The sequence below is a fragment of the Roseovarius atlanticus genome (assembly GCF_019802205.1).
GTDB classification, from domain to species: Bacteria; Pseudomonadota; Alphaproteobacteria; order Rhodobacterales; family Rhodobacteraceae; genus Roseovarius; species Roseovarius atlanticus_A.
This window is the reverse complement of record NZ_JAHVHQ010000003.1, coordinates 1-22776: the sequence shown is the minus strand read 5'-3', so window position 1 is coordinate 22776 and position 22776 is coordinate 1. Positions and strand designations below refer to the sequence as shown.

23 protein-coding genes are annotated in these 22776 nt (G+C 64.0%); 4 read left to right on the top strand and 19 right to left on the bottom strand.

Going from position 1 to position 22776, the window contains the following annotated elements; translation table 11 throughout:
• Positions 1 to 10 precede the first annotated feature (10 nt).
• The 7 genes from soxB to KUV49_RS05955 all read right to left on the bottom strand — a co-directional run bounded on the left by soxB (position 11) and on the right by KUV49_RS05955 (position 5414).
• A complete protein-coding gene (soxB, locus tag KUV49_RS05985; RefSeq protein WP_222449149.1) occupies positions 11 to 1708 on the bottom strand; it encodes a thiosulfohydrolase SoxB in 1698 nt (565 codons plus the stop codon).
• Positions 1709 to 1798: 90 nt separating this feature from the next.
• Positions 1799 to 2659: a sulfur oxidation c-type cytochrome SoxA gene (gene soxA, locus KUV49_RS05980; RefSeq protein ID WP_222449148.1), complete on the bottom strand. Its 861-nt coding sequence runs from the start codon at positions 2657 to 2659 to the stop codon at positions 1799 to 1801.
• Between the two features lie 28 nt (positions 2660 to 2687).
• On the bottom strand, positions 2688 to 3017 hold the full coding sequence (gene soxZ / locus KUV49_RS05975; protein ID WP_222449147.1) for a thiosulfate oxidation carrier complex protein SoxZ: 330 nt from the start codon (positions 3015 to 3017) through the stop codon (positions 2688 to 2690).
• A 23-nt stretch (positions 3018 to 3040) separates the two neighbouring features.
• Positions 3041 to 3463: a thiosulfate oxidation carrier protein SoxY gene (gene soxY, locus KUV49_RS05970; protein WP_222449146.1), complete on the bottom strand. Its 423-nt coding sequence runs from the start codon at positions 3461 to 3463 to the stop codon at positions 3041 to 3043.
• Positions 3464 to 3484: 21 nt separating this feature from the next.
• The gene (gene soxX / locus KUV49_RS05965) at positions 3485 to 3958 is read right to left on the bottom strand and encodes a sulfur oxidation c-type cytochrome SoxX (RefSeq protein ID WP_222449145.1); all 474 of its coding nucleotides are present in this window, start codon (positions 3956 to 3958) and stop codon (positions 3485 to 3487) included.
• A 146-nt stretch (positions 3959 to 4104) separates the two neighbouring features.
• Entirely contained in the window at positions 4105 to 4656 is a 552-nt protein-coding gene (locus tag KUV49_RS05960) for a thioredoxin family protein (protein WP_222449144.1), read from the bottom strand.
• Between the two features lie 17 nt (positions 4657 to 4673).
• Positions 4674 to 5414, bottom strand: a complete 741-nt coding sequence (locus KUV49_RS05955) for a cytochrome c biogenesis CcdA family protein (protein WP_222449143.1) — start codon at positions 5412 to 5414, stop codon at positions 4674 to 4676.
• Positions 5415 to 5495: 81 nt separating this feature from the next.
• Between KUV49_RS05955 and KUV49_RS05950 the strand changes: the two genes are divergently transcribed.
• The 3 genes from KUV49_RS05950 (at position 5496) to KUV49_RS05940 (ending at position 7351) form a co-directional block, all read left to right on the top strand.
• On the top strand, positions 5496 to 5864 hold the full coding sequence (locus tag KUV49_RS05950; RefSeq protein ID WP_315899475.1) for a hypothetical protein: 369 nt from the start codon (positions 5496 to 5498) through the stop codon (positions 5862 to 5864).
• Positions 5865 to 5944: 80 nt separating this feature from the next.
• Complete coding sequence (locus KUV49_RS05945; protein ID WP_254701854.1) at positions 5945 to 6253, top strand: ArsR/SmtB family transcription factor; 309 nt, start codon at positions 5945 to 5947, stop codon at positions 6251 to 6253.
• Between the two features lie 42 nt (positions 6254 to 6295).
• Positions 6296 to 7351, top strand: a complete 1056-nt coding sequence (locus KUV49_RS05940; RefSeq protein WP_222449142.1) for a YeeE/YedE family protein — start codon at positions 6296 to 6298, stop codon at positions 7349 to 7351.
• A 70-nt stretch (positions 7352 to 7421) separates the two neighbouring features.
• Here KUV49_RS05940 and KUV49_RS05935 read toward each other — a convergent pair whose 3' ends face one another.
• From KUV49_RS05935 to KUV49_RS05910, 6 genes are all read right to left on the bottom strand, one after another.
• Entirely contained in the window at positions 7422 to 8792 is a 1371-nt protein-coding gene (locus KUV49_RS05935) for an aspartate aminotransferase family protein (protein ID WP_222449141.1), read from the bottom strand.
• Between the two features lie 10 nt (positions 8793 to 8802).
• Positions 8803 to 10269, bottom strand: coding sequence for an NAD-dependent succinate-semialdehyde dehydrogenase (locus KUV49_RS05930; RefSeq protein ID WP_222449140.1), 1467 nt, complete (start codon positions 10267 to 10269; stop codon positions 8803 to 8805).
• A gap of 112 nt (positions 10270 to 10381) precedes the next feature.
• Positions 10382 to 10864, bottom strand: coding sequence for an Lrp/AsnC family transcriptional regulator (locus KUV49_RS05925; RefSeq protein WP_222449139.1), 483 nt, complete (start codon positions 10862 to 10864; stop codon positions 10382 to 10384).
• A gap of 2 nt (positions 10865 to 10866) precedes the next feature.
• Positions 10867 to 11853, bottom strand: coding sequence for a cyclodeaminase (locus KUV49_RS05920; RefSeq protein WP_222449138.1), 987 nt, complete (start codon positions 11851 to 11853; stop codon positions 10867 to 10869).
• Positions 11843 to 12850: a hydroxyectoine utilization dehydratase EutB gene (gene eutB, locus KUV49_RS05915; protein ID WP_222449137.1), complete on the bottom strand. Its 1008-nt coding sequence runs from the start codon at positions 12848 to 12850 to the stop codon at positions 11843 to 11845. Before eutB ends, KUV49_RS05920 begins: the two co-directional genes overlap by 11 nt.
• A gap of 266 nt (positions 12851 to 13116) precedes the next feature.
• Positions 13117 to 14172, bottom strand: a complete 1056-nt coding sequence (locus tag KUV49_RS05910) for a ketopantoate reductase family protein (protein WP_222449136.1) — start codon at positions 14170 to 14172, stop codon at positions 13117 to 13119.
• Between the two features lie 128 nt (positions 14173 to 14300).
• Here KUV49_RS05910 and KUV49_RS05905 point away from each other — a divergent pair, with 128 nt between their 5' ends.
• The gene (locus tag KUV49_RS05905) at positions 14301 to 15707 is read left to right on the top strand and encodes a short-chain fatty acyl-CoA regulator family protein (RefSeq protein WP_222449135.1); all 1407 of its coding nucleotides are present in this window, start codon (positions 14301 to 14303) and stop codon (positions 15705 to 15707) included.
• 85 nt (positions 15708 to 15792) lie between these two features.
• Here the strand turns inward: KUV49_RS05905 and KUV49_RS05900 are convergent, their stop codons facing one another.
• From KUV49_RS05900 to KUV49_RS05875, 6 genes are all read right to left on the bottom strand, one after another.
• A complete protein-coding gene (locus KUV49_RS05900; protein WP_261391060.1) occupies positions 15793 to 17250 on the bottom strand; it encodes a tripartite tricarboxylate transporter permease in 1458 nt (485 codons plus the stop codon).
• Positions 17251 to 17328: 78 nt separating this feature from the next.
• Positions 17329 to 17856 carry a tripartite tricarboxylate transporter TctB family protein gene (locus tag KUV49_RS05895; RefSeq protein WP_222449133.1) on the bottom strand — a complete coding sequence of 176 codons (528 nt, stop codon included), beginning with the start codon at positions 17854 to 17856 and terminating at the stop codon, positions 17329 to 17331.
• 138 nt (positions 17857 to 17994) lie between these two features.
• Complete coding sequence (locus KUV49_RS05890) at positions 17995 to 18978, bottom strand: Bug family tripartite tricarboxylate transporter substrate binding protein (protein ID WP_222449132.1); 984 nt, start codon at positions 18976 to 18978, stop codon at positions 17995 to 17997.
• A gap of 120 nt (positions 18979 to 19098) precedes the next feature.
• Positions 19099 to 19971, bottom strand: a complete 873-nt coding sequence (locus tag KUV49_RS05885) for a universal stress protein (protein ID WP_222449131.1) — start codon at positions 19969 to 19971, stop codon at positions 19099 to 19101.
• Between the two features lie 3 nt (positions 19972 to 19974).
• A complete protein-coding gene (locus KUV49_RS05880; protein ID WP_222449130.1) occupies positions 19975 to 21651 on the bottom strand; it encodes a formate--tetrahydrofolate ligase in 1677 nt (558 codons plus the stop codon).
• 21 nt (positions 21652 to 21672) lie between these two features.
• Positions 21673 to 22590 (bottom strand): methionyl-tRNA formyltransferase, encoded by a 918-nt coding sequence (locus tag KUV49_RS05875; RefSeq protein ID WP_254701782.1) that lies wholly within the window; start codon positions 22588 to 22590, stop codon positions 21673 to 21675.
• Between the last annotated feature and the right edge of the window lie 186 nt (positions 22591 to 22776).

The following is a 22776-nucleotide window of genomic DNA, read 5'->3' as shown; positions in this document are numbered from 1 at the left end:
TGATGAATGCTCAGACGCCCGTCACTTCGACGCTGTCGTTTTCCTGCACCGTGACGGTGCCCATTTTCCTGATGTGGCTTTCGACCACGTCCCAGATCTGCGGCCCTTCGGTACCTTCGTTGACCGAGGCCCAGCCGGCGATGACGTAGTTGCGCGCGGGGTCGATCGGCTCGCCGGTCTCGAGCAGGGTCATGTTGCTGATCCGCTCGCCCTGCGGCGCGCTGACGTCGATCGTGTAGCCAAGCCCGCCGGTGCGGACCATATCGCCGCCCTGCTGGTAATAAGGGTCGGGGTTGAAGATGTTGTCGGCCACGTCCTCCAGCACGACCTTCAGGAATTCGCCGGTCATTTCCGTGCGATACGCCTCGCCATAGGTCATGGAGGTGACGTTCCAGATATCCTCGCGGGTGATGTCCTGACCGGGGATCAGGGACGGGCCCCAGCGCACGCCGGGGCTGAGCGCGATCTCGGCATCGCGCTCGGACAGGAGCGCGTTGCAGATCAGGTCATCCCAGCTGCCGTTGAAGTTGCCGCGACGGTAAAGCAGGCTTTCGGTCTGGCCGATGACCTCGGTCAGCTTGTCCTCGAAAGGCGCGCGCTGTTCGTCGATCAGCGCGGTCATGTCCGCGTCGGGTTCGATCACGTCCGAGAAGATCGGGATCAGCTTGTGGCGGTAGCCCATCATCCGGCCATCGCGGATATCGAGGTCGACGCGGCTGACGAACTTCCCGTTGCTGCCCGAGGCGATGATCAGCGTCTCGCCCGACAGGACGGGTTCCGGCAGGGCGTCGTGGGTGTGGCCCGACAGGATCACGTCGATGCCGCTGACGATGGTGGCCATCTTCTTGTCCACGTCGAAGCCGTTGTGGCTGAGCACGACGACGCATTCCGCGCCTTCGCTGCGGACCTGGTCGACGATTTCCTGCATGTGCTCGTCCCGGATGCCGAAGGCGTATTCCGGGAACATCCAGCCCGGGTTGGCGATGGGCATGTAGGGGAAGGCCTGACCGATCACGGCGATCTTGGTGCCGCCGCGTTCGAACATCGTGTAGGGCGGGAAGAGATCGGTGGGCTCGTCCCACTCGGCGTCGAAGATGTTCTGGCCCAGCGCGGCGAACGGCAACGAGTCCACCAGTTCCGCCACCCGGTCCGATCCCAGCGTGAATTCCCAGTGGAAGGTCATCGCATCGGGTTTGAGCGCGTTCATCACGTTGACCATGTCCTGGCCCTGGGTGTGATAGCAGGTGTAGGAGCCGTGCCACGTGTCACCGCCATCGAGCAGAATGGCGTCGGGACGGTCGGCGCGGATGGCGTTGACGACGGTTGCCACGCGGTCCAGCCCACCGACGCGGCCGTATTCACGGGCCAGCGACGTGAAGTCGCCGCTGCTGAGCGCATAATGGCTGGGGCTGCCGTCCTCGATCCCGTAGAGGCGGCGGAAATCGGCGCCGGTGATGTGCGGCACCTCGCCTTTGTTCTCGCCCACACCGATATTGACGGAAGGTTCGCGGAAATAGATCGGCTTCAGCTGCGCGTGGATGTCGGTGACGTGGATCAGGGACACGTTGCCGAACGTGTCGAACTGCAAGAGCTGGTCCTGGGTCAGCGATTGCTGCGCGGCCAGTTTGGCCCAGTTGCCGAAGCCCGAGGCCCCGACGAGCGCCGATGCCGCCATGCCGACCTGTAGGAAATCCCTGCGCGAAATCATGAGTGAGTCGCCCCTTGAATCATATGCGCATATTTGAATGTTGCGCGCGGTGAAAAGGCCCCGTCCGACGGACGGAGCCTTGAATTGAGTTTAGTTGCGGACCGAGGGTCCTTCGACACTGAGGCCATTGCCGCGCGAGGCGACGTAAAGCTCGAGCGCCACGAACTCCGGGCTGCCGGGCGAGAAGGTATGCGCCCGGGTATCGCGGATGCAGCCCTTGAAGCGGGCATGCACGGCGTTCAGCTTAGTGTTCTTCAGACGATAGGTCGGGAAGCCGTTGATCTGCCCCTGGCTGAGATGGTCGGCGCGGATCATGTTGCCGTAATTGTCCTCGTGACAATTGGCGCAGCTGAGTTCCAGCTGACCGTAACGGGTATAGTAGATCTCCTTGCCTTGTTCCCAGGTGGACTGGGCCGGGCCGTCGATCGCCACGTTCACGGGCATTCCGCGCGACACCGAGGCCAGAAGCGCGACCATGTTGGTCATGTCGCCGCCGGTGTATTTCCACGGCTCTGCGCCCATGCGGTTTTCGCGGCAGTCGTTGATCTGCATCTCGAGCGTGCGGACCTCGCCCGCGTCCTCGTTCCACTTGGGATAGACCGCCTTGACGCCCGCCATGCTGTCGACGTCGTTGTGGCACGACGAGCAGGACTTTTCCTCGGACCCTGCCGCGGTATTCCAGACCTCGGCGGCCTGTTCGACCCAGAGCATCGCGGGGTTGTCGAAATCGTCTGCCTGCAAGGCTTGCGTCTCGTCCGAGCGGAAGCGCCAGCCCGAATAGATCGTGTCGAACGCGTCGACATGATCCGGCGCGTCGGTCTTGGTAACCATCTCGATATCTTCGTTGACCACCAGTTCGTCTTCGTCGGGCCCGGCATAGGCGGCCAGCGCGAACGCGCTGGCGGCTGCTGCGATGATCAAACGCCCACCCGTTACAGTCGTTTTTGTCATGTTATCCTCCCTGGCGCCTCAAGGCGCCTTATCCGACCGTAACCGTCTGCGTCTCTTCGTAGACGGACCCGTCATCGTCGTACCAGGTGAACTTGAAGTCACCGGATTCGGGCACGGTGGCCTCGAATTCGAAGAACGGGTTGGTCGAGATCGCCGGTTCCATCTGGACGTCGATCACGTTCTCTCCGTTGAAGTCGACAACGAAGCGGTTGATGATCGAGCGCGGGATGACGTTGCCGTCATCGTCCTTGCGCTGACCGCTTTCCATCTGGTGGCTGATCAGCGTCTTGATGGTGATCGTCTCACCGGCGCTTGCCTTTTTCGGGACCTTGACGCGGGGTTTTACACCTTCGGCCATGTTCTGTTCTCCTTGTCCTCTGTTCAGCCGCCGCAGCCGCCGATGGTGACCTTGACGTTTGCCGATGCCTGCTTGAACGAGCCGTCTTCCATCTCGGCGACGGCGATGACGTTCTGCGTGCCGGCAAGGCGGATCCGGGTGGACGCGAATTGCGACGCGGCCAGCGGACCGAACTTGAACGTGGCCACGGGCGGCGTCGGGTTGCCATCGGCAAAGATCGAAATGGCGACGGCGCCCGGGGCGCTGACCTCGATCGGCACGGTGTTGCCGTTCTCGGCGATTTCAGGCGCGGTCAGTTCGACACCGCCCTCGCCCACGTCGGCGCCGCCGGTGAATTCAGCGATTGCATCTTCGGTGGCCGACGCGAAGGCCGGCAGCGCGCCGAAGGCCGTCACGGCTGCGCCTGCGGTGCCGAGCACCAGCATCTTTCGGCGATTCAGTTCCATCTTGTCCTCCAGGTATCTGAGTTATTCGTACTTGAGCGTCATCAGGTAGGCGACGACATCCTCGATTTGCTGGCCGGTCAGCAGCGGTTCGACCTCGCCTTCATGCGCTTCGCCCGTATAGGCGTCGCCGAGGCGCGTAAAGCCGTCGACCTTGTAGAAGGCCGGCATCATCGTGCCTTCGAACATGACCTTGGCATTGGCCACGATACCGCGCAGCTCCGCCTCGCTCCAGCGGTCGGCGACGCCGTCGAGCGGCGGGCCGATTTCGCCGTGGAACTGAAGCTGCGACTGGTCGGAGATCATGTGGCAGGCGATGCAGTTGCCCGCCCCCTTGTTCATCAGAACGGCGCCCGCCTCGGGGTCGCCGGGCTGGCCGGTCAGTGAAGTTTCAACCGCACCATCGACGTAGTCTACATCCTGGGGTGCGATGGTTTCCGCAGCCGCAACGGTGGCGAAAAGCGCAGTTGCGGATACAAATGCAGTTAAACGTGTCATGTGCCCTCCCGTATGACAGTTAGCGTATACTTGCACACACAAAACCGATTCACGCAACAACAAATTCAAGTAAGTGAATTTTTAAATCTGTTCGCTTTCGCAGAAAAAACCGGCAGATGGTCGTGCGCATGCAGCAATTCACGCGGCTATTCCGCCAGTTTCCGCGCCAGGTATTTCTGGAACGGTTCATCGGTTTCATAGCCCTTTTCGACGACCCAGCGCAGCAGGTTCAGGGTGGTCCCCTTCTCGAACGCGCCGGGCATCGTGACCACCGCCAGCTCGTCGGCGGGCAGCTCGCCGTCGGACACTTCGGGGAAGAACATCATCGTCGGCGTGAACATGGCATTCCAGCGGCGCACGGCCGCTTTCTCGGGCATCGCTTCGTCGTCGAAATCGGTGACCTCGACATCGCCGAACATGTTGATCTGGACCACGAAGTAATTCTCTTCGATGAACTGCTTGATCTCGGGGACGACGAACACCTCCTCGTGCATCTTGGTGCAGTAGATGCAGCCGCGCTGCTCGATCAGGACGAGCAGGCGCTTGCCCTCGGCGGTCGCCTCTTCAAGGTCGTCGCCCAGGTCCTTGAAGGTGTCGCGCATCCACGGCGCCTTGTGCAGGCCGTCGTCGCCTATCTCGGCGGCGAAGACCGGCAGCGCGATCAGCGCCGCGAAGGCGAAAGCGAATAGTCTGGTCATCTGGTGAGTCCTCCGATTTATCCGATTGTGCTGAACCAGGGGACGTTTTCAAGCATCCACTGGGCGATGATGTTCACCGAGTTGGTCGCGATCAGGACGCCGAACAGGATCAGCAGCGCGCCCATGATCTTTTCGACCAGGCCGAGGTGCCGGCGAAACCGCGCCATGAACCGCATGAACGGGCCGATGAAGAGCGCCGCCGCGATGAAGGGCAACGTCATGCCGAGGCCGTAGACGAAAAGCAGCAGCGCGCCTTGCGAGGCGGACTCCTGCCCCGCCGCCGTGAACAGGATCGCCGCCAGCACGGGGCCCACGCAGGGCGTCCAGCCGAAGGCGAAGGCAAGGCCGATCACGAAGGCGCCGGCAAGACCCACGTTGCTGGTGTCGCCCGCATCCGCGCGGAACTGGCGGTACAGGATGCCGATCCGAACGACGCCGAGGAAATGCAGGCCCATCGCGATGATGATCGCCGCCGCGACCCAGCGCAGGATGTCGAAATAATCCTGCACCAGCTGGCCGAAGGCGGTCGCGGAGGCGCCCAGCCCGACGAAGACCGTGATCACGCCGAGCGCGAAGAAGCAGGCCGCGAGAAAGGCGCGCACACGCACCCCGCGGGATATCTCGGCCTCTGCCGTGATCTGGTTCATGCCCACGCCGGCAAGGTAGCTGAGATAGAAGGGGACGATCGGAAGGATGCAGGGGGAAAGGAACGACAACAACCCTGCAATCAACGCCCCGTAGATCGTTACGTCAAACATTCTTTCACCCGTCGCATTTCCTTGAAATATTCAAATATTAGATTATGATGGGTTTACGCAAGTCGTCAATCGGAGTTTCACGTGGCAGCGTTCAGAGCACTCCTGCTGGTTTTCCTGACCTGGCTTCCCGCGCCCCTGCTGGCAGAGACCTACCTGCTGATGGCCGAGGAAGACGGGTGCTACTGGTGCGCCCAATGGAACAAGGAGGTTTCGGCGAAGTACCCGAAAACCCCCGAGGGACAAGCGGCGCCGTTGCGCCGCTACGAGCTATACGACGAGACGCCGGATGTCGAATTCGTCCGGCGCGTCCGATTTACGCCGACATTCATCCTCGTCCGGGACGGCACCGAGCTGGGCCGGATCGAAGGATATCCCGGAGAGGATTTTTTCTGGGGTCTGCTCGGCAAGATGCTGGAAGACGCGCGCATCGACCTCGACAAGACAGGCTGACGAACCCCATGACACTCGATCCCCAGAATTCCCCCGACGCATCCGAGCCTGAAACGCGGCTGCCGGTCCTTGACGCCAACATGTGCGCCGAGGACATGGAAAAGATGATGAAGAACGCCCAGCGGGCGTCGAATTTCCTCAAGGCGATCAGCCACGAGGGCCGGCTGATGATCCTGTGCCATCTGGCCTCGGGCGAGAAGTCGGTGACCGAACTGGAGGACCTGCTTTCGGCGCGCCAGGCGGCGGTGTCGCAGCAGTTGACCCGGCTTCGGCTGGAGGGACTGGTGACGCCGCGACGCGAGGGCAAGGCGATCTACTACAGCTTGACAGACGACAGGCCGAGGCAAATCATGGAAGTCGTCTATGACCTCTTTTGCAGGGAAGACTGACCGGGATTGAGGAGAGGTTCCGGTCGCACTACGGGAACCAAGATGCTTGACGTACTGGGCGAAGCAAATAGCGCGGCGTTGATCGGGCTATTGGGCGGCCTGGCCTTGGGGCTGGCCGCGCGCCTGGGACGATTCTGCACCCTGGGCGCGATCGAGGACGTGCTTTATTCCTCGGACGACCGGCGCATCCGCATGTGGGGCATCGCCATCGGCGTGGCGATCATCGGCACGCATTTCGCCATGGCCGGGGGCCATATGGACGGCACCGCCACCGCCTATCTGGACCGGGTCTGGAACCCCTTGGCGACTATCGTGGGCGGGCTGATGTTCGGCTATGGCATGGCGCTGTCGGGCAATTGCGGCTACGGCGCGCTGGCGCGGCTGGGAGGCGGCGACTTGCGGTCCTTTGTCATCGTGATCGTGATGGGGCTGTCGGCCTATCTGGTGATGTCCGGCCCGCTTGCGCATTTGCGCGTCTGGCTGTTCACGGTCGAGGAAGGGGCGAGGTCGCCCCAGGGCTTCAGCCAGCTGGCCCAGGCGCAGCTGGGCATTGGCCCCGCGCTGAGCGGCCTAGTGCTTGGAGGCGGTATCCTGGTAGTCTCGCTGGCCAGCGCCCGGATGCTGCGCTCGCCCGGCATGGTGTTCTGGGCCGCTGTCGTCGGGTGCGCCGTGATCCTGGGATGGGTCGGCACCTATTGGGTGGCCATGACGGGGTTCGAGGCCGAACCGATCGAGACGCATTCCTTTGCCGCGCCCATCGGCGACACGATCTATTACGCGATGACCGCCTCGGGCAACAGCCTGTCATTCAGCGTGGGCTCGGTGCTGGGCGTCGTGGTGGGCGCCTTCATCGGCTCGTGCTTCAAGGGGCATTTCCGGTGGGAAGCCTGCGAGGATCCGCGCGAGTTGAAGCGCCAGATCCTGGGTGCGGCCCTGATGGGTCCGGGCGCGATCCTGGCGGTGGGGTGCAGCATCGGACAGGGAGTTTCGGCCTTTTCGGTGCTGGCCTTTTCCGCGCCGGTGGCGTTTCTGGCGATATTCGCCGGGGCGGCGCTGGGATTGAAGCAGCTGATCACCGGGTTCGCGCCGGCGGAGTAGTGAAACAGCGGTGAACACGAAAAGGCCGCGCCGGGATGGCGCGGCCTTTCTTGTCTGCGTCGGGGCGGGCTTAGCCCAGCACGGACTTCACGACCTTGCCCAGCTTGGTGGCCACTTCGTCAGCCTCTTCGCGGGTCATGCAGAAGGGCGGCGCGAAGCCGAGGATATCGCCCTGCGGCATGGCGCGGGAAATCACGCCTTCCTTGACCAGTTCACCGGCCAGCCGTGCGCCGACCTTCTCGGAGGCGTCGAAGAACACGCGGTCGTCGCGGTCCTTGACGAATTCCACGGCGCAAAGCAGGCCCTCGCCGCGCACTTCGCCGACATTCGCATGGTCGCCCACGGCCTCGGTCAGCGCCTTCTTGAAGTAGGCACCAACCTCGCCCGCATTCTGCACGAGGTTCAACTCGTCGATCAGCTTGAGGTTGGCGACACCGGCGGCGGCCCCGATCGGGTGCGCCGAGTAGGTCCAGCCGTGGCCGATGGGGCCGTTCTCGTCGGTGCCCTGTTCCAGCACCTTCCAGACCTTGTCGGACACGATGGAGCCGGACAGGGGCGCATAGGCCGAGGTGAGGCCCTTGGCGATGGTGATGATGTCCGGCTTGATGCCGTAGTGGTCGGAGCCCATCATGCTGCCCAGGCGGCCAAAGCCGGTGACGACCTCGTCGGCGATGAGCAGGATGTCATGCTTGGCCAGCACGTCCTGGATCGCGGCCCAGTAGCCTGCGGGCGGAGGCACGAGGCCGCCGGTGCCCAGCGCGGGTTCGCCGATGAAGGCGCCGATGGTGTCGGCTCCCTCGCGTTCGATCAGCGCCTCCAGCTCGGCCACGCAATGGGCGACGAACTGTTCCTCGGTCTGGTTCACGTCGGCGCGGCGATAGTAATAGGGCGCCTCGGTGTGCAGCACCTGCGCCAGCGGCAGGTCGAACTTCTGGTGGAAGAGGTGCAGGCCGGTCAGCGAGCCGGTCATCAGGCCCGAGCCGTGATAGCCGCGCCAGCGCGAGATGATCTTCTTCTTCTGCGGAAGCCCGCGGATGTTGTTGTAGTACCAGACCAGCTTGATGTTGGTCTCGTTCGCGTCCGAGCCGCTGAGGCCGAAATAGACCTTCGACATGTGGTCCGGCGCGCGGTCCAGCACCATCTTGGCCAGCGTGATCGCGGCCTCGGTGCCGTGGCCGACATAGGCGTGGTAATAGGCCAGCTCGCGCGCCTGTTCCGCGATGGCGTCGGCAATCTCGGGCCGGCCATAGCCGACGTTCACGCAGTAGAGTCCGGCAAAGGCGTCGAGCAGGCGGTTGCCGTCGCGGTCCTCGATATGACAGCCGGAGCCGCCGGTCACGATGCGCTGCGGCGCTTCACCGCGGGCGAATTCCGCCAGGTGGGTCGAGGGATGGAAAAAGTTCTCGCGGTCCCACTGGTCGAGTTGATCGTTCTTAAGCATTGTTATCTCCTTAGCCCCAATCGCGGCAGACGTATTTGATTTCCATGAACTCTTCCATGCCCTTTCGCGCACCCTCGCGGCCAAGGCCGGATTGCTTGACCCCGCCGAACGGGATCGGCGCGCCGGTGACCTTGGTGCGGTTGACGGCGACCATGCCGAATTGCAGCGCGCGGCTGAGCCGGTAGATGCGGCGGGGGTCGTGGGCGTGGACATAGGCGACTAGGCCGTATTCGGTGTCATTGGCGCGGCGGATGGCCTCGTCCTCGGTTTCGAACGGCGTGATCGGTGCGACGGGTCCGAAGGTTTCCTCGCGCATGATCTCGGCCTCGTCGGGCACGTCAGTCAGCACGGTCGCGTCATAGAACAGCCGCCCGAGCGGGTTGCGTTTGCCGCCGCAGGCCAGTTTCGCGCCCTTCTCCAGCGCGTCGGCGACATGCGCCTCCTGCTTGGCCACGGCACCTTCGTTCATCAGCGGTCCGAGGTCGCAATCATCCATGCCGACGCCGATCGTCAGCGCCTGCGTCGCGTTGGTGAAGCGCGTGCAGAATTCATCGTAGATGCCGCGCTGGACGTAGATGCGGTTCGCGCCCAGGCAGTCCTGACCGGAGGTGGCGAACTTGGCCTTGATCGTTTCCGCGACGGCATGGTCGAGATCGCAATCGTCGAACACGATCACCGGCGCATGACCACCCAGTTCCATGACCAGCTTCTTCACGGTCTCGGCGGACGCGCGATAGAGCAGGCGGCCAACCTCGGTGGAGCCGGTGAAGGACAGCGCCCGCACCCGCGAGTCGTCGGTCCAGGGCGGCACCACGGTCGAGGCGCGGCCCGTGACCACGTTGAACACGCCCGGCTCGACGCCTGCGCGTTCGGCCAGTTCGGCCAGCGCCAGCGCCGAGAACGGCGTCTCGTGGCTGGGATGCGCGACGATGGTGCAGCCGGCGGCAAGCGCCGCGGCGGCCTTGCGGGTCAGCATGGCCGACGGGAAGTTCCACGGCGTGATCAGCGCGACGACGCCCACGGGTTCGAGCCACAGCTCGACCTCGGCGGTGTTGAGGTGGCTGGTGACCCCCTCGATATTCGGGCGCTTGGCCTCTTCGGCGTAGAATTCGACGAAGGACGCGGCGTAGTCGATTTCGCCCCGCGCCTCGGACAGGGGCTTGCCCTGTTCGGCGACCATCAGGCGGGCCAGATCCTCGCGGTTCTCGATGATCAGGTCGAACCACCGGCGCAGGATCGCGGCGCGGTCCTGCGGTAGCTTGGACGACCACCCGGGAAAGGCGTTCTGGGCGACGGTGACGGCATCACCGCTTTCTTCGGCGGAAAGGCTCGCAACCTCGCCGACCACGGCGCCATCGGCGGGGTCGGTCACGGTCAGGGTGCTGCCATCGGCAGCAGCGACCCATTTGCCGCCGACATAGGAAAAGTTGCGCACGAGGCGCAGGTCTTCGATCAGTCGCAAAGACGAGTCGGGCATGGTTTCCTCCTTTGACTTGCGGAGGTTTTATATGGTTTGGGCAATGGGTGAGCCTGAATGACCCCACCCTTGAAGATGATTTTTCTGCAAGCCGCGACGAGCGCAGAAAAATCTACTGCCGGCCCAGAATCACATCCAATGGCGGAGCGCTCGGGCCCTTGACCGGCTTGGTCACGACATAGCTGAAATACCGCGCCATCCCGATCCGGTCGTTGAGCATCTGGTCGACAAGCCGCTGGTAGGCATTGATGTCGGGGGTGACGATCTGCATCAGGTAGTCATAGCCCCCGCCGATGCCCCAGCACGCGACGATCTGGGAATATTGCTGCACGGCATCCTCGAAAATGCGGAAGGTCGCGGCGGTATGATCGGTCAGTTCCACTGCCACGAACACGGTCACGTGCGGCCCGAGTTTCCGCAGCGCGATCTCGGCGCGGTAGCCCTCGATCAGCCCTTCCTTCTCCAGACGTTTCAGCCGCTCCCAGCAGGGTGATGCGGACAGGCCTACGCGCTCGGCCAGCCTGGACTTGGTGATCCGCCCATCCTCGGCCAGGACCTTCAGGATTTCGATGTCGCGCGCGTCGAGGCGGGTCATGGTCAGGTCTCGATGCGCGTGCCGGTATCCGGCAAGGCGGCGCGGACATGGCTGGCGATGGCGGTGTCCTGCGCGCCGGTGCCGGTGAGGTCGCAGATCGTGACGTCTTCGGGGGTTCTGCGGCCCGTGGCGGTGCCGGCAATGATTTCGCCCAGTTCGGGCGGGGTCACGTCGGTCAATACGCCCGCGGCACGGGCGGCCTCCAGCTCGCCGCTGGTCTGGCACTGGCTGACCCGGTCGCAGACGTAGAGATCCGCTGCGGCCAGCGCCGCCGGGTCGATCTCGTTCTTGCCCTCCTGGTCGGAGCCCATGGCGGTGATGTGCAGGCCGGGGTGCAGCCAGTCGGCCATCAGTACGGGCGTGCGGGCGGGCGTGGTGGTGACGACAAGCTGGCTGTCGGCCACGAGCGCGGCGGGATCGGCGACCGCTTCGGCCGCGATGCCAAGGGTCTGCGCGAGCTCCTGGGCGCAGGCGGCAGCCTTGGCCGGGTCGCGCCCGTGGACCAGGACGCGCTTGAACGGTCGCACCAGATGCGCGGCCTGAATTTGCAGCCGTGCCTGCACGCCGGTGCCGATGACGCCCGCCGTGTCGACCGTTTCCGGCGCAAGGTGCCGCGCGGCCACGGCGCCCGCGGCAGCGGTGCGGATATCGGTGAGGTAACCGTTGTCGAGATAGACCGCCTCGACCAGCCCGGTCTTGGCCGAAAAGAGGATCATCAGGCCGTTCAGGCTGGACAGCCCCAGCTTGGGATTGTCGAAGAAGCCCGGGCTGACCTTAATGGCGAAGCCGTCGAATCCGGGGATATAGGCGGTTTTCACATCGACCTCGGCATTGGCCTGAGGCAGGTCCATGGACAGGATCGGCGGCATCACCACCTCGCCCCCGGCAAGGGCGGCGAAGGCGCGTTCGACGACATCCACCATCTCCACGTCCAATTGAATGGCGGCGCGCAGTTCCGCCTCTGTCACGATCTGGATCTCATGTGCCATAGGCGCGTCCTTTCACCATGGTGTCGCCAAGCTGGATATCCTCGCCCGCCATGATCCGGTGGAACATGCCCATATCGAGGTTGCGGCCCGTGATGATCGTGCCGATGGGCCCCGGCAGCGCTGACAGCTTGCCCGACAGGAGCGCCGCAATGCCGACGACGCAGGCGCCTTCGGCTACGATGCGGTCCTCGTAGAACAGCACCTGCATGGCGTGGTAGATCTCTTCCTCGGTGACAAGCACGATGTCGTCCAGGTGATCGCGGCAGAGTGCGAAGGACAGCTTGTTGTCCATGCCGATCCCGCCGCCAAGGCTGTCGGCGAGGCTGGCGACCTCCTCGACCTCGACCGGGTGACCGGCGGCGACCGAGGCGTGCATGGCCGCGCCGCGGTCCATGCTAATGCCGATCACCCTGATCTGCGGGTTGATCGCCTTGGCCGCAACCGCGACCCCGGCGGCCAGCCCGCCGCCCGAAAGCGGCACGAGGATGGTGCCCAGGTCCGGGCGGGCCTGGAGCATCTCCAGCCCGATTGTCCCCTGCCCCGCGATCACGTGCGGGTCGTCGAAAGGCGAAATCTCGACCAGGCCGTCGCTGTCGACCAGTCGCAGACTTTCGGCCAGCGCGTCGTCCTGGCTCTTGCCGCAGATCTGCACCTCGGCCCCCAGCGCGCGGATGCCGTCGACCTTGGCCCGGGGCACCAGGCTCGACATGCAGATCACCGCCCGCAGACCGCGATGCGCGGCCGCATAGGCCACGCCGCGCCCGTGGTTGCCGGTCGAACAGCAGGTCACGCCGGCGACGTCCTCGGGCAGGTTCATCACCGCGTTCACCGCGCCGCGCAGCTTGAACGCGCCGATGGGCTGCATGTTTTCGAGCTTCATCAGGAACTCGGTGCCCGTCTTTTCGGTCATGAAAGGCGACGGCACGAAAGGCGTGGCGTCGGCGATGCCGGCGATGGTCTTCCGGGCCGCCAGTATGTTCGACAGGGCGAAGGCCAAGTCTGCACTCCTCTTGCTGTTGCACGCGGGGACCCGGCCGGACTGCGCCGGTGCCCGCGTGCCCCGCAGGATGGGGGATGCGGCACGCCGAACGCAACCTCAATTGGCGCGACTGGCGGAAACAAGTGGCCCAAGGGGCAGGACATCGCCGGCGCTCGCCGGGCCGCGGCGTCCGCGTCAGCGGCGGCGGGCGTGCGAGCGCATGAAAAGACCCGGCCCGCGCGTGGCGCGGACCGGGCCGAAATCGTCAAAGCACCGTCAGGCGTTCAGGCCGCGGCTTTCTTGCGGTTCTCTTCCAGGCGGGCGTCGATGATCGAGACGGTTTCATCCGCCTCGACCATGGGCTTGCCTTTCTGGTCGGCGATCAGTTTCACCAGCATGTCGACCCGTTCGATCGAGTCCGCACCGCTGTCGATGGCCCTGGCCGCCGAGGACGGCTTCAGCAGGCCATTGGCGGCGCTGGCATATTTCTCGAACGGCACCTGGTCGTCCTCGTCCGCGCCGAGTTGCATGACAAGATCGCAGATCTTGCTGTAGATCGACTGCGATTCCAGCAGGTCGCCATGCACCGCTTCCTTGATGGGGCGAACGCCGTCGCGCTGGACGCAGCGGTAGTTGCCGGTCAGCAGCATGGCCCACTTGGCGAAGGGCACGAACAGGGAATCGAAGAGGCGCAGCTTGACCGGGACGTCCTTGCCGTCGACACGCACGGCCTCGATCGCCTCTTCCAGTTCCCGCACCATCGCGGTGTGGGCCGGATCCTCGAACGGCGCGGCCTTGAAGTTGGTGGGCAGACCCACATGCAGGACGTTCGGGCCTTCCTCGGGCGGGCGGAACGCCTGCGGATCGGGGCTGCAGAGCGACACGAGGCCGGGCTTGAAATCCTCCCACGGCTCGATGCTGTTGAAGGCCGGGCGCAGCGCCTCGGCGTCCAGGCCCTCGATCCGCTTGAGGTAAGGCAGCGGCGGCATGTTCATGATCGAGAGGCACGGCCGCCCGGACGCCGCGATCCGCTTCATCAGCCTTGTGATCTCGGCGTTCCCATATTGCGGCTCGGACATGGCGAGGGCCACGAGGTCATAGTCCTCGGGGGTCACGTCGCCCGGCGCCTTGGCATCGAGCGTGCCCGGAAGGTCACCCGACTTGAAGGCGCGGTGCTCATCCTCGTCACGCAGCTTGATACGGACTTCGGTGCCCTGTTCGTTGATGATGTCCGCCGTCGCCTGGCGACAGACCAGCGTCACGTCCTGGCCGGCCATCAACAGTTTGGTGCCCAAGAGCGAGCCGTAGGATGCCCCCAGAATCAGAACCTTGCGAGCCATGATGAAATCTCCTTGTCATTTCATCACGCAAGATAATTGCGTGCGCAGATTCTTCTACAAAATTCGTGTAAATGTGTTATTGATAATGATTACAACTGCTCTATCTGTAATCTTGTAAAGTTCCTGCCATGGCAAAGACCTTTATCGGCCCGAAGCTGCGCCAGCTGCGCATCGCCCGCGACCTGACGCAGGCGGACGTCGCCGAACGTCTGGGGATCAGCCCCGCCTACGTGAACCTGTTGGAAAACAACCAGAGAAGCCTGTCGGTCAAGATGCTTCTGGCGATTTCCGAGACGTTCGACGTGGACGTCAAGGAATTGACGAAAGACAACAGCGCCCATGTGCTGGCCGATCTGCGCAACGCATTCGGCGACACCACGCTGGAAGGCGCGGCCCCCGACATCCAGGAGCTGCGCAGCGCCATCGACCGTGCGCCGGCTTTTGTCGATCATTTCCTGCAATTGCACCGGGCGCATCGCGCCGCCCTTCGCATCATCATGCGCGGTGGCATGGATGGTCGGGACGAAGAGATGCTTCACGCCTCGCCCGAGAACGCGATTCACGATATTTTCCGCAAGAACAGCAATTACTTCGCCGTGCTGGAGGTGGCCGCGGAAAATGCGCGCCGGGCGATCCCCGCCGCGCCGGAATCGCTGTTTGTCGATCTGCGCGCGGGCCTGCAGAAACACCACGGGGTGTCGGTGGAGGTGCGGCCACTGGAGGAAATGGGCGAGTCGCTGCGCATCTACGATGACAGCAGCCGCACGCTGTTGCTGTCACAGGCGCTCAATACCGAGAACCGCGCGTTCCAGATGGCGCATGTCCTGGCCTTTCTGACCGAGGGGCGGATGATCGCCAAGATGGCGCGCAAAGCGCAGACCGATCCCGAACGGGTTCAGCCCCGGCTGGAGGTCGAGCTTGGCAATTATTTCGCCGCCGCTTTCCTGATGCCCTACGAGCCGTTTCTGAACACCGCCGAGGAGACAGGCTATGACATCGACCGCATCGCGCTCGCGTTCGGCGTGACTTTCGAGCAGGCCTGCCACCGCCTGACGACCATGCAGCGCGACAAGGCGCAGGGCATTCCGTTCTTCCTGCTGCGGCTGGACCGGGCTGGCAACGTGACCAAGCGGTTCAACGCCACCTCGTTCGACCTGGCCGAGTATGGCGGGGCCTGCCCGGTATGGAACGTGCATGCCGCCTTCTCGGTGCCCGGTGTGATCTTTCCGCAATTCGTCGAGATGCCGGACGGGCAGCAGTTCTTTTCGATCAGCCGGACAGTGCATCGCCCCGTCTTCAGTGCCGAAACCCAGGACCGCCGCCTGACGCTGACCCTGGGCTGCGAGGCCCGTCATGCGCATCGCATCCGCTATGCCGCCAGCTTCAAGATCGACGACCCGACGCTCTATCAGCCGATCGGCATCAACTGTCAGCTTTGCCCGCGGCAGGCCTGTTCGCAGCGCGCGCACCAGCCGTTGTTCATCAACCTGCCGATCGACGCCAACCGGCGCGGCTCGACCCGTTACGAAAGCTGAAGCCACGAAAAAGCCTGCCCCCCGGGAGATCAGGGGGCAGGCGTTGGGCGGTGCGGTAAGATGCGTGGCCCGTATCAGGCCCGTATCAGGCCCGGCTTTCCGCCGCCTTCTTGCGCTTGCGCAGGATGCGCTGCACCACCGGGAAGAGCACCAGCGCCAGCGCCAGGCAGATGCAGACCAGCGAGATCGGGCGCGTGATGAAGGTGGTCGCGTCGCCTTGGGCGGAGATCAGCGACTGGCGCAGCGAGCGTTCGGCCAGCGGCCCCAGCACGATGGCCAGAACCGCCGGCGCCACCGGGTAGTTCAGCTTGCGCATCAGGTACCCCACGATGCCGATGATCAGCATGATCCAGGTGTCGAACATCCGGTCCGTCGTGGCGAAGACCCCCAGCACGCAGAGCGTGAAGATGATCGGCGTCAGCAGGGTGAAGGGCATCGCCAGCACCCGGATGAAGACCGGGATCAGAGCGATGTTCAGCACCACCGTCACCGCGTTTGCCACGTACATCGACCCGATCAGGCCCCAGACGAAATCGGGGCTTTCGGTGAACAGGAGCGGCCCGGGGCGCAGGCCCCAGATGATCATGCCGCCCAGCAGGATCGCCGTGGTGGGCGAGCCGGGAATGCCCAGCGTGATCATCGGCAGCATCGAGCCGGTCGAGGCCGCGTTGTTGGCCGATTCAGGCGCGGCCACACCGGCCACGTTACCCTTGCCGAAGCTGTCGGGATCCTTCGAGAACGTCTTGCTGAGACCGTAGGACATCAGCGCCGCCGGGGTGGCCCCCGCCGCGGGCAGCGTGCCCACGAAGAAGCCCAGGAACGAGCCCACCCAGGTCGAGTTGATGTACTGGCGGATCTGCTTGAAGTTCTCCTTCATGCGCGACATCGAGATCTTGACGTTGTGCATCTGGACCTTGCCGCTGGTGGTTTCCAGCGTCCAGAGCATCTCGCCGATCCCGTAGATGCCGATTGCCAGAACCAGGAAGCCGATGCCGCGCTGGAATTCGACCATGTCGAAGAAGATCAGGCGCGGGCTGCCCGAGATGATGTCGAAGCCCACCGCGGCCAGCACGAGACCCAGAAGGATCGAGAAGATCGTCTTGGGTATGTCGTCCCCGCCCAGCCCGATGAAGGTGGCGAAGGCCAAGAGCATCAGGGCGAACTCCTCCTGCGGGCCGAACTTCAGCGCGAAGGCGGCCAGGGGCGGCGCGAAGAGCGTGAAGAGGATGATCGAGACCGTGCCGCCGATGAACGACGCGATGGCCGCGGCCATAAGCGCCTGGTCGGCCTTGCCCTGCTGGGCCATGGGTCGCCCGTCGAACACCGTCGCCACGGCCGTCGAGGCCCCTGGAATGCCCAACGTTATCGAACTGATCGCCCCCCCGTACATCGCGCCGTAATAAAGCGCGGCAAGAAAGATGATCGCCGTCGTCGGCGGCACCAGGAAGGTGATGGGCAGCAGGATCGCCACCCCGTTGACCGAGCCGAGGCCCGGCATGCAGCCCACGAACAGCCCGGCAAGGCAGCCCGCGAAAATCATCATCAGGTTCAGAGGCTGGAACGCCTCAAGAAGGCCTGACCCTAGGGATACAAGTACCGTTTCCATTTGTCGTCAGACCTCTCAGTAGAACCATTCGTAGCGGAAGTTGTCGACCCAGAGGAATGCGTCCTCGAAGATCGGCAGACCCTTCGGCAGGTACTTCGTCAACGCCACCTCGAAGAGCAGGTAGACGAAGATCGGCGTGCCGATCGCGAAGCCCAGGGTCATCGGCCACGAATGCCGCCCCATGAAGCGCACGAAGAACAGCATGAAGACGACCAGCGCCAGGTAGGTGCCGATGAACGTCATCATGATCAGCAACCCGAGAACCGACCCCGCCGAGATCGACACGAGAAAGATCGTGTCTCTGGATATGTAGGGATCGGTGTTGCGCGACTCGGGCGTCTTTTTCTGCGCCCATCGCACGAGGGTGGCGACGGAGGCCAGTGCCATGCCCGCCGACAACCAGAACGGCCACATGCCGGCACCGGGACCCCTGCCCCTGACCCAGCCGATACTTAGGTCGTCTGTGTATACGTTTAACATCAGGCCGAGTGACACCAGCAGGGTCACGATCGCCATCAGGAGTTCCGCTGTCCGGACCGTCATTCTCTTTGGCTCCGTATAAATCGTTTGCGATCTTTCGAGGGGGCGTGTCCCTGCCGGACCAACTTGCCCGCGCCCGGATCGTCAGGCATCCAGGTGCAGGGCCCGATGTGTCCGGGCCCTGCCGTTTTCAGGATTGGCTTACTCGCCGGTGATCGCACCCGCGCCGACCTTCTCGATCAGCTTTTCATGCGCGACCTTCTGGTTCTCGTGGAACGTGGCGAGGTCCTCGCCCTTCATCATCGTGTCGCAGGTCAGGCCGTCGGACTTGCAGAACGCCTGCCATTCCTCGCTGTCGAACAGTTCCTGGAACAGGTTGGTGTACCACTCGACAGCCTCGGGATCCATGTCCGGCGGGCCGTTCACGGAGCGTTGCATGTAATACTCGATCTCCACGCCCAGTTCCTTGGCCGTCGGCACGTCCGGGAAGGCCGGCATGCGTTCGGCCGAGAATTGGACCAGCGGCTTGGTGTTGCCCGCGCGCCAGAACTCCATCTGCTCGGCGGGGTTGTTCACCGTGCTGTCGATCTGGTTGCCCACGAGGTTCTTGGCCACCGTGCCACCGCCCGGGAACGGGATATAGGTCACGTCATAGCCGAACTCGGCTTCCATCATCGCGGTCAGAACGCTGTCTTCCTGGCCCGACCCGGTGCCGCCGACCTTCCAGTCCTTGCCGGCCTCGGACACGACCTTGTTGAAGCTGTCGAGATCGGTGATGTCCTCGCGGTCGGTGTTGACCCACAGCAGGAACGTGTCCATCGCCATCAGGCCGATCGGCGTGAACTCGGTCACGTCGATGCCGAGATCCTCCTGGATGATCGGCGTGGTGTAGAAGCTGTTCAGCGTCATCATGACGGTGTGGTTGTCGCCCGCCTTGTCCTGCATGTAGCGCAGCGCCTCGGCGCCCGACCCACCCGGCTTGTTGATCGGGATGAAGGGGCGCGGGCTCAGGTCCTTTTTCTGAATAAGGCCCTGCAGCAGCCGCGCGATCTGGTCCGCCCCGCCGCCGGTGCCGGCCATGATGATGAACTCGACCGGCTTTTTCGGCTGCCATTCCGCCAGCGCGGCCGGCGCCGTCAATGCCAGTGCGGACGCACTTGCAACAAGTAGCTTAAAGGTATTCATGGTTATCCTCCCTATGGTCTCCATGTGTGTCAGGGCTGGTGCGCGTGCATTCTTGACGTGTTTGGCGCTTGCCCCATTCCTGGTCGTCTGCTCAGTCTTCGTCGAGCCTCCCCTCTCTCCTCAATGAACCATGATGACCGGGAAATCCGCCTCGGCGACAACGACTTGCGAGTTGCCACCGAACAGGGATTCCCGTTCGTAACTGTCGTGATAGGCGCCGATGATCAGCATCCCGGCGCCCGCGGCGCGGGTTTCCGACAAAAGCTGCCGGCCGACGTTGCGCCCCTCGGCCTTGAAGAGCCGGATGTCGGACGCGACGCCGCGCAGTTCGAGATAGCGCTGCAACTGGTCCGCCCCGGGATGCTCGTCCTTGGGGCTGTCGCCGGTATGCAGGATCGTGACCTTCTTGGCGTTGGAAATGATCGGCATCGCCATCGCCACGGCGCGTGTCGCCTCGAGCGATCCGTTCCAGCCGATGGTGACGTGATCCGCGAAACCCGCGTCTGCAACGTCCTGGTCGGGGCACATCATCACTGGACGGCCCGAAGAAAACAACGCCGATTTCAAGGTGTTGACGCCGAGGTTCATCTTCTGGTCCGGTTTGGCCACGCAGACAAGGTCGCACAGGCGACCGTATCTTTGCACCGCATCGACCTGCTTGCCCTCGTACTCGATGAACCGGGTCGTGGGCTTGTCCATCTCGTGATCGGCGATCTCGAGCCCGAGTTTCCTGGCTTGCTTCTCGAACTCACCGTAGAGTTGGTCCCGGGTCACATCGGCATTGGCATTGGCCGCATCCTCGATCTGGCGGCGCAGCATGGTCGGGATCACGACGCCGTAAGGCATCAGGTCCTCGGTCTTGGGATGGCAATGCACCACGCGGACCCGGGCGCCGAAGCGCCGCGCCAGGGCGGCGGCGTGGGCAAAGACGTTGTCGCCTTTGCCGTCGCCCCGCACCGGAAGCATGATGCTGTGGATGGAGTCGTAAGCCATGGCTCAGAACAACCCTTCGATCTCGCCCTGGTCGTTCAGGCGAATGGATTCCGACGCCGGCCGGCTGGGCAGGCCGGGCATGGTCATGATCTCGCCGCAGACCACCACGACGAAGCCCGCACCGGCCGAGAGCCGCACTTCGCGTACCGGGACCGAGTGGCCCGTGGGCGCGCCGCGCTGGGTCGGATCGGTCGAGAAGCTGTACTGGGTCTTCGCCATGCAGACCGGCAGGTTGCCGTAGCCCTGATCTTCCCAGCTCTTCAGCTGGTCGCGGATCTTCTTGTCCGCGATCACCTCGTCGGCGCGGTAGATCTTCCTGGCGATGGTCTCGACCTTCTCGAAGAGACCCATCTCGTCGGGGTAGATCGGCTTGAAGTCCGCCTCGCCCTTCTCGATCACCTCCACCACCTTCTTCGCCAGGTCAGCAGAGCCTTCCGAGCCCAGCTCCCAGTGGCGGCTCAGCACCGCCTCGGCGCCGTTCTCGGCCACGAAGTCCTTCACCGCCTGCACCTCGGCATCGGTGTCGGTCACGAAGTGGTTGATCGCCACCACCACCGGGACACCGAAGGATTTGACGTTCTCGATATGCCGGCCCAGGTTCGGGCAGCCCGCCTTGACCGCGTCCACGTTCTCGGCGCCCAGGTCGGCCTTGGCCACGCCGCCGTTCATCTTCATCGCCCGCACCGTGGCCACGATCACCACCGCCGACGGCGCGATCCCGGCCTTGCGGCACTTGATGTTCATGAACTTCTCAGCGCCCAGGTCGGCGCCGAAGCCGGCCTCGGTCACCACGTAATCGGCGATCTTCAGCGCCGTCGTCGTGGCGATGACCGAGTTGCAGCCATGCGCGATATTGGCGAACGGCCCGCCATGCACGAAGGCCGGGTTGTTCTCCAGCGTCTGCACCAGGTTGGGCTGCATCGCGTCCTTCAGCAGGACGGTCATCGCGCCCTCGGCCTTGATATCGCGGCAGAAAACCGGGCTGCGGTCGCGGCGATAGGCCACGATCATCGCGCCCAGCCGCTCCTCGAGGTCCTTGAGGTCACTCGCCAGGCAGAGGATCGCCATCACTTCCGAGGCCACGGTGATGTCGAACCCGTCCTCGCGGGCAAAGCCGTTGGCGACACCGCCCAGCGACGACGTGATCTGGCGCAAGCTGCGGTCGTTCATGTCAACGACCCGGCGCCAGACGATCCGGCGGGTGTCGATCTCGGCGTCGTTGCCCCAGTAGACGTGGTTGTCGATCATCGCGCTCAAGAGCGCATGGGCCGAGGTGATCGCGTGGAAGTCGCCGGTGAAGTGCAGGTTCATGTCCTCCATCGGCACCACCTGGGCATAGCCGCCGCCCGCGGCGCCGCCCTTCATCCCGAAGTTCGGCCCCAGCGAGGCCTCGCGGATGCAGATCATCGCCTTCTTGCCGATGTGGTTCAGACCGTCGCCCAGACCAACGGTGGTGGTGGTCTTGCCCTCGCCCGCCGGCGTCGGGTTGATCGCGGTCACGAGAATCAGCTTGCCGTTCTCGTTGCCCTTCACCGAGTTGATATACTCCTGGCTCACCTTCGCCTTGTCATGCCCGTAGGGCAGCAGGTGCTCGGACGGTATCCCAAGCTTGTCGCCAATCTCCTGGATCGGCTTCTTCGACGCCGCACGCGCAATCTCGATGTCTGATTTGTGGCTCATGGTAGGTTCCTTTGTCGCGTTTCAGCTTGGAAATTCTTCGCCGACCTCAAGGCCGACCTCGGATGCCCACTGGGCGGCGGGTGTCTTGTCCCCGCCCTCGGGGCGTACTCGTTTGACCAGGATACGGCCGCCGACGCATTGCACCTCGATGCCGTCGTCGGTGATGGCGCGGACGCGGCCCGAAATGCCATCGCCGGAGGCGCGGGCACTGTCGAAAATCCCCAGCTTGGCCCCCTTGTAGGTGGTCCAGGCGCCGGGCGCGGGGTTGGTGCCGCGGATGAGATCATAGACCTGCCCCACCGGACGGTGCCAGCAGATTTCCGAGTGCCGCGCGGTGCAGCGGCGCTCGTAGGTGGCCTCATCCTCGTCCGGCACGATATGCGGCGGATTGCCGGCGCGGAAGAGGTCGCAGACCTCCAGCACGCTGTCCACCGCCGCCGGGTAGATTTTCTTGAAATAGAGGTCGATCACCGTGTCGTCGGGGCCGATCTCGCATTCCCACTGCATCAGGCTGTCGCCTTCGTCCAGCCCGTCGGACGGGTAGAACCAGCTGAAGCCCGACTTGTCCGAGCCCATGATGATGGGCCAGTTGACCGCGCTGGGGCCGCGATGCAGCGGCAGAAGCGACGGGTGGAAACAGATCGAGCCGTGCTTGGGCGTATCCCGCGCCGCCTCGGGCACGAAGACGTTGACGAAGGCCATGACCATGAGGTCGGCATCGAATTTCGCCAGTGTTTCAAGTGTTGCTGCATCGTCGAAATTCGCGGGCTGCTCGACGGGCAGGCCCTTTTCCAGCGCGAACTCCTTGATCGGGTCCACCGGCTTGCCGTCCCGGTCGGGCTCACAATACACGGCCACGACCTCGTCGGTTCCGGTCTCGATGATCTTGGCCAGCGCATCCTTGCCGAAGGCTTGCTGCCCCATGACGATCAATCGCATTTTCTTCCTCCCTTGGGTCCGGCAGGTGCGGACTTGGCCCGCACGCTCCCGGTCTTTCCTTTACTACTCCGCCGCGGTTTTCTGCGGGTCGCCCACGGCGCCGCTGTCAAGCACCGCCTGCAGGTCCTCGCCGTCGTAGCCCAGCACGTCGCGCAGGATCTCCACCGTGTGCTCGCCCAGAAGCGG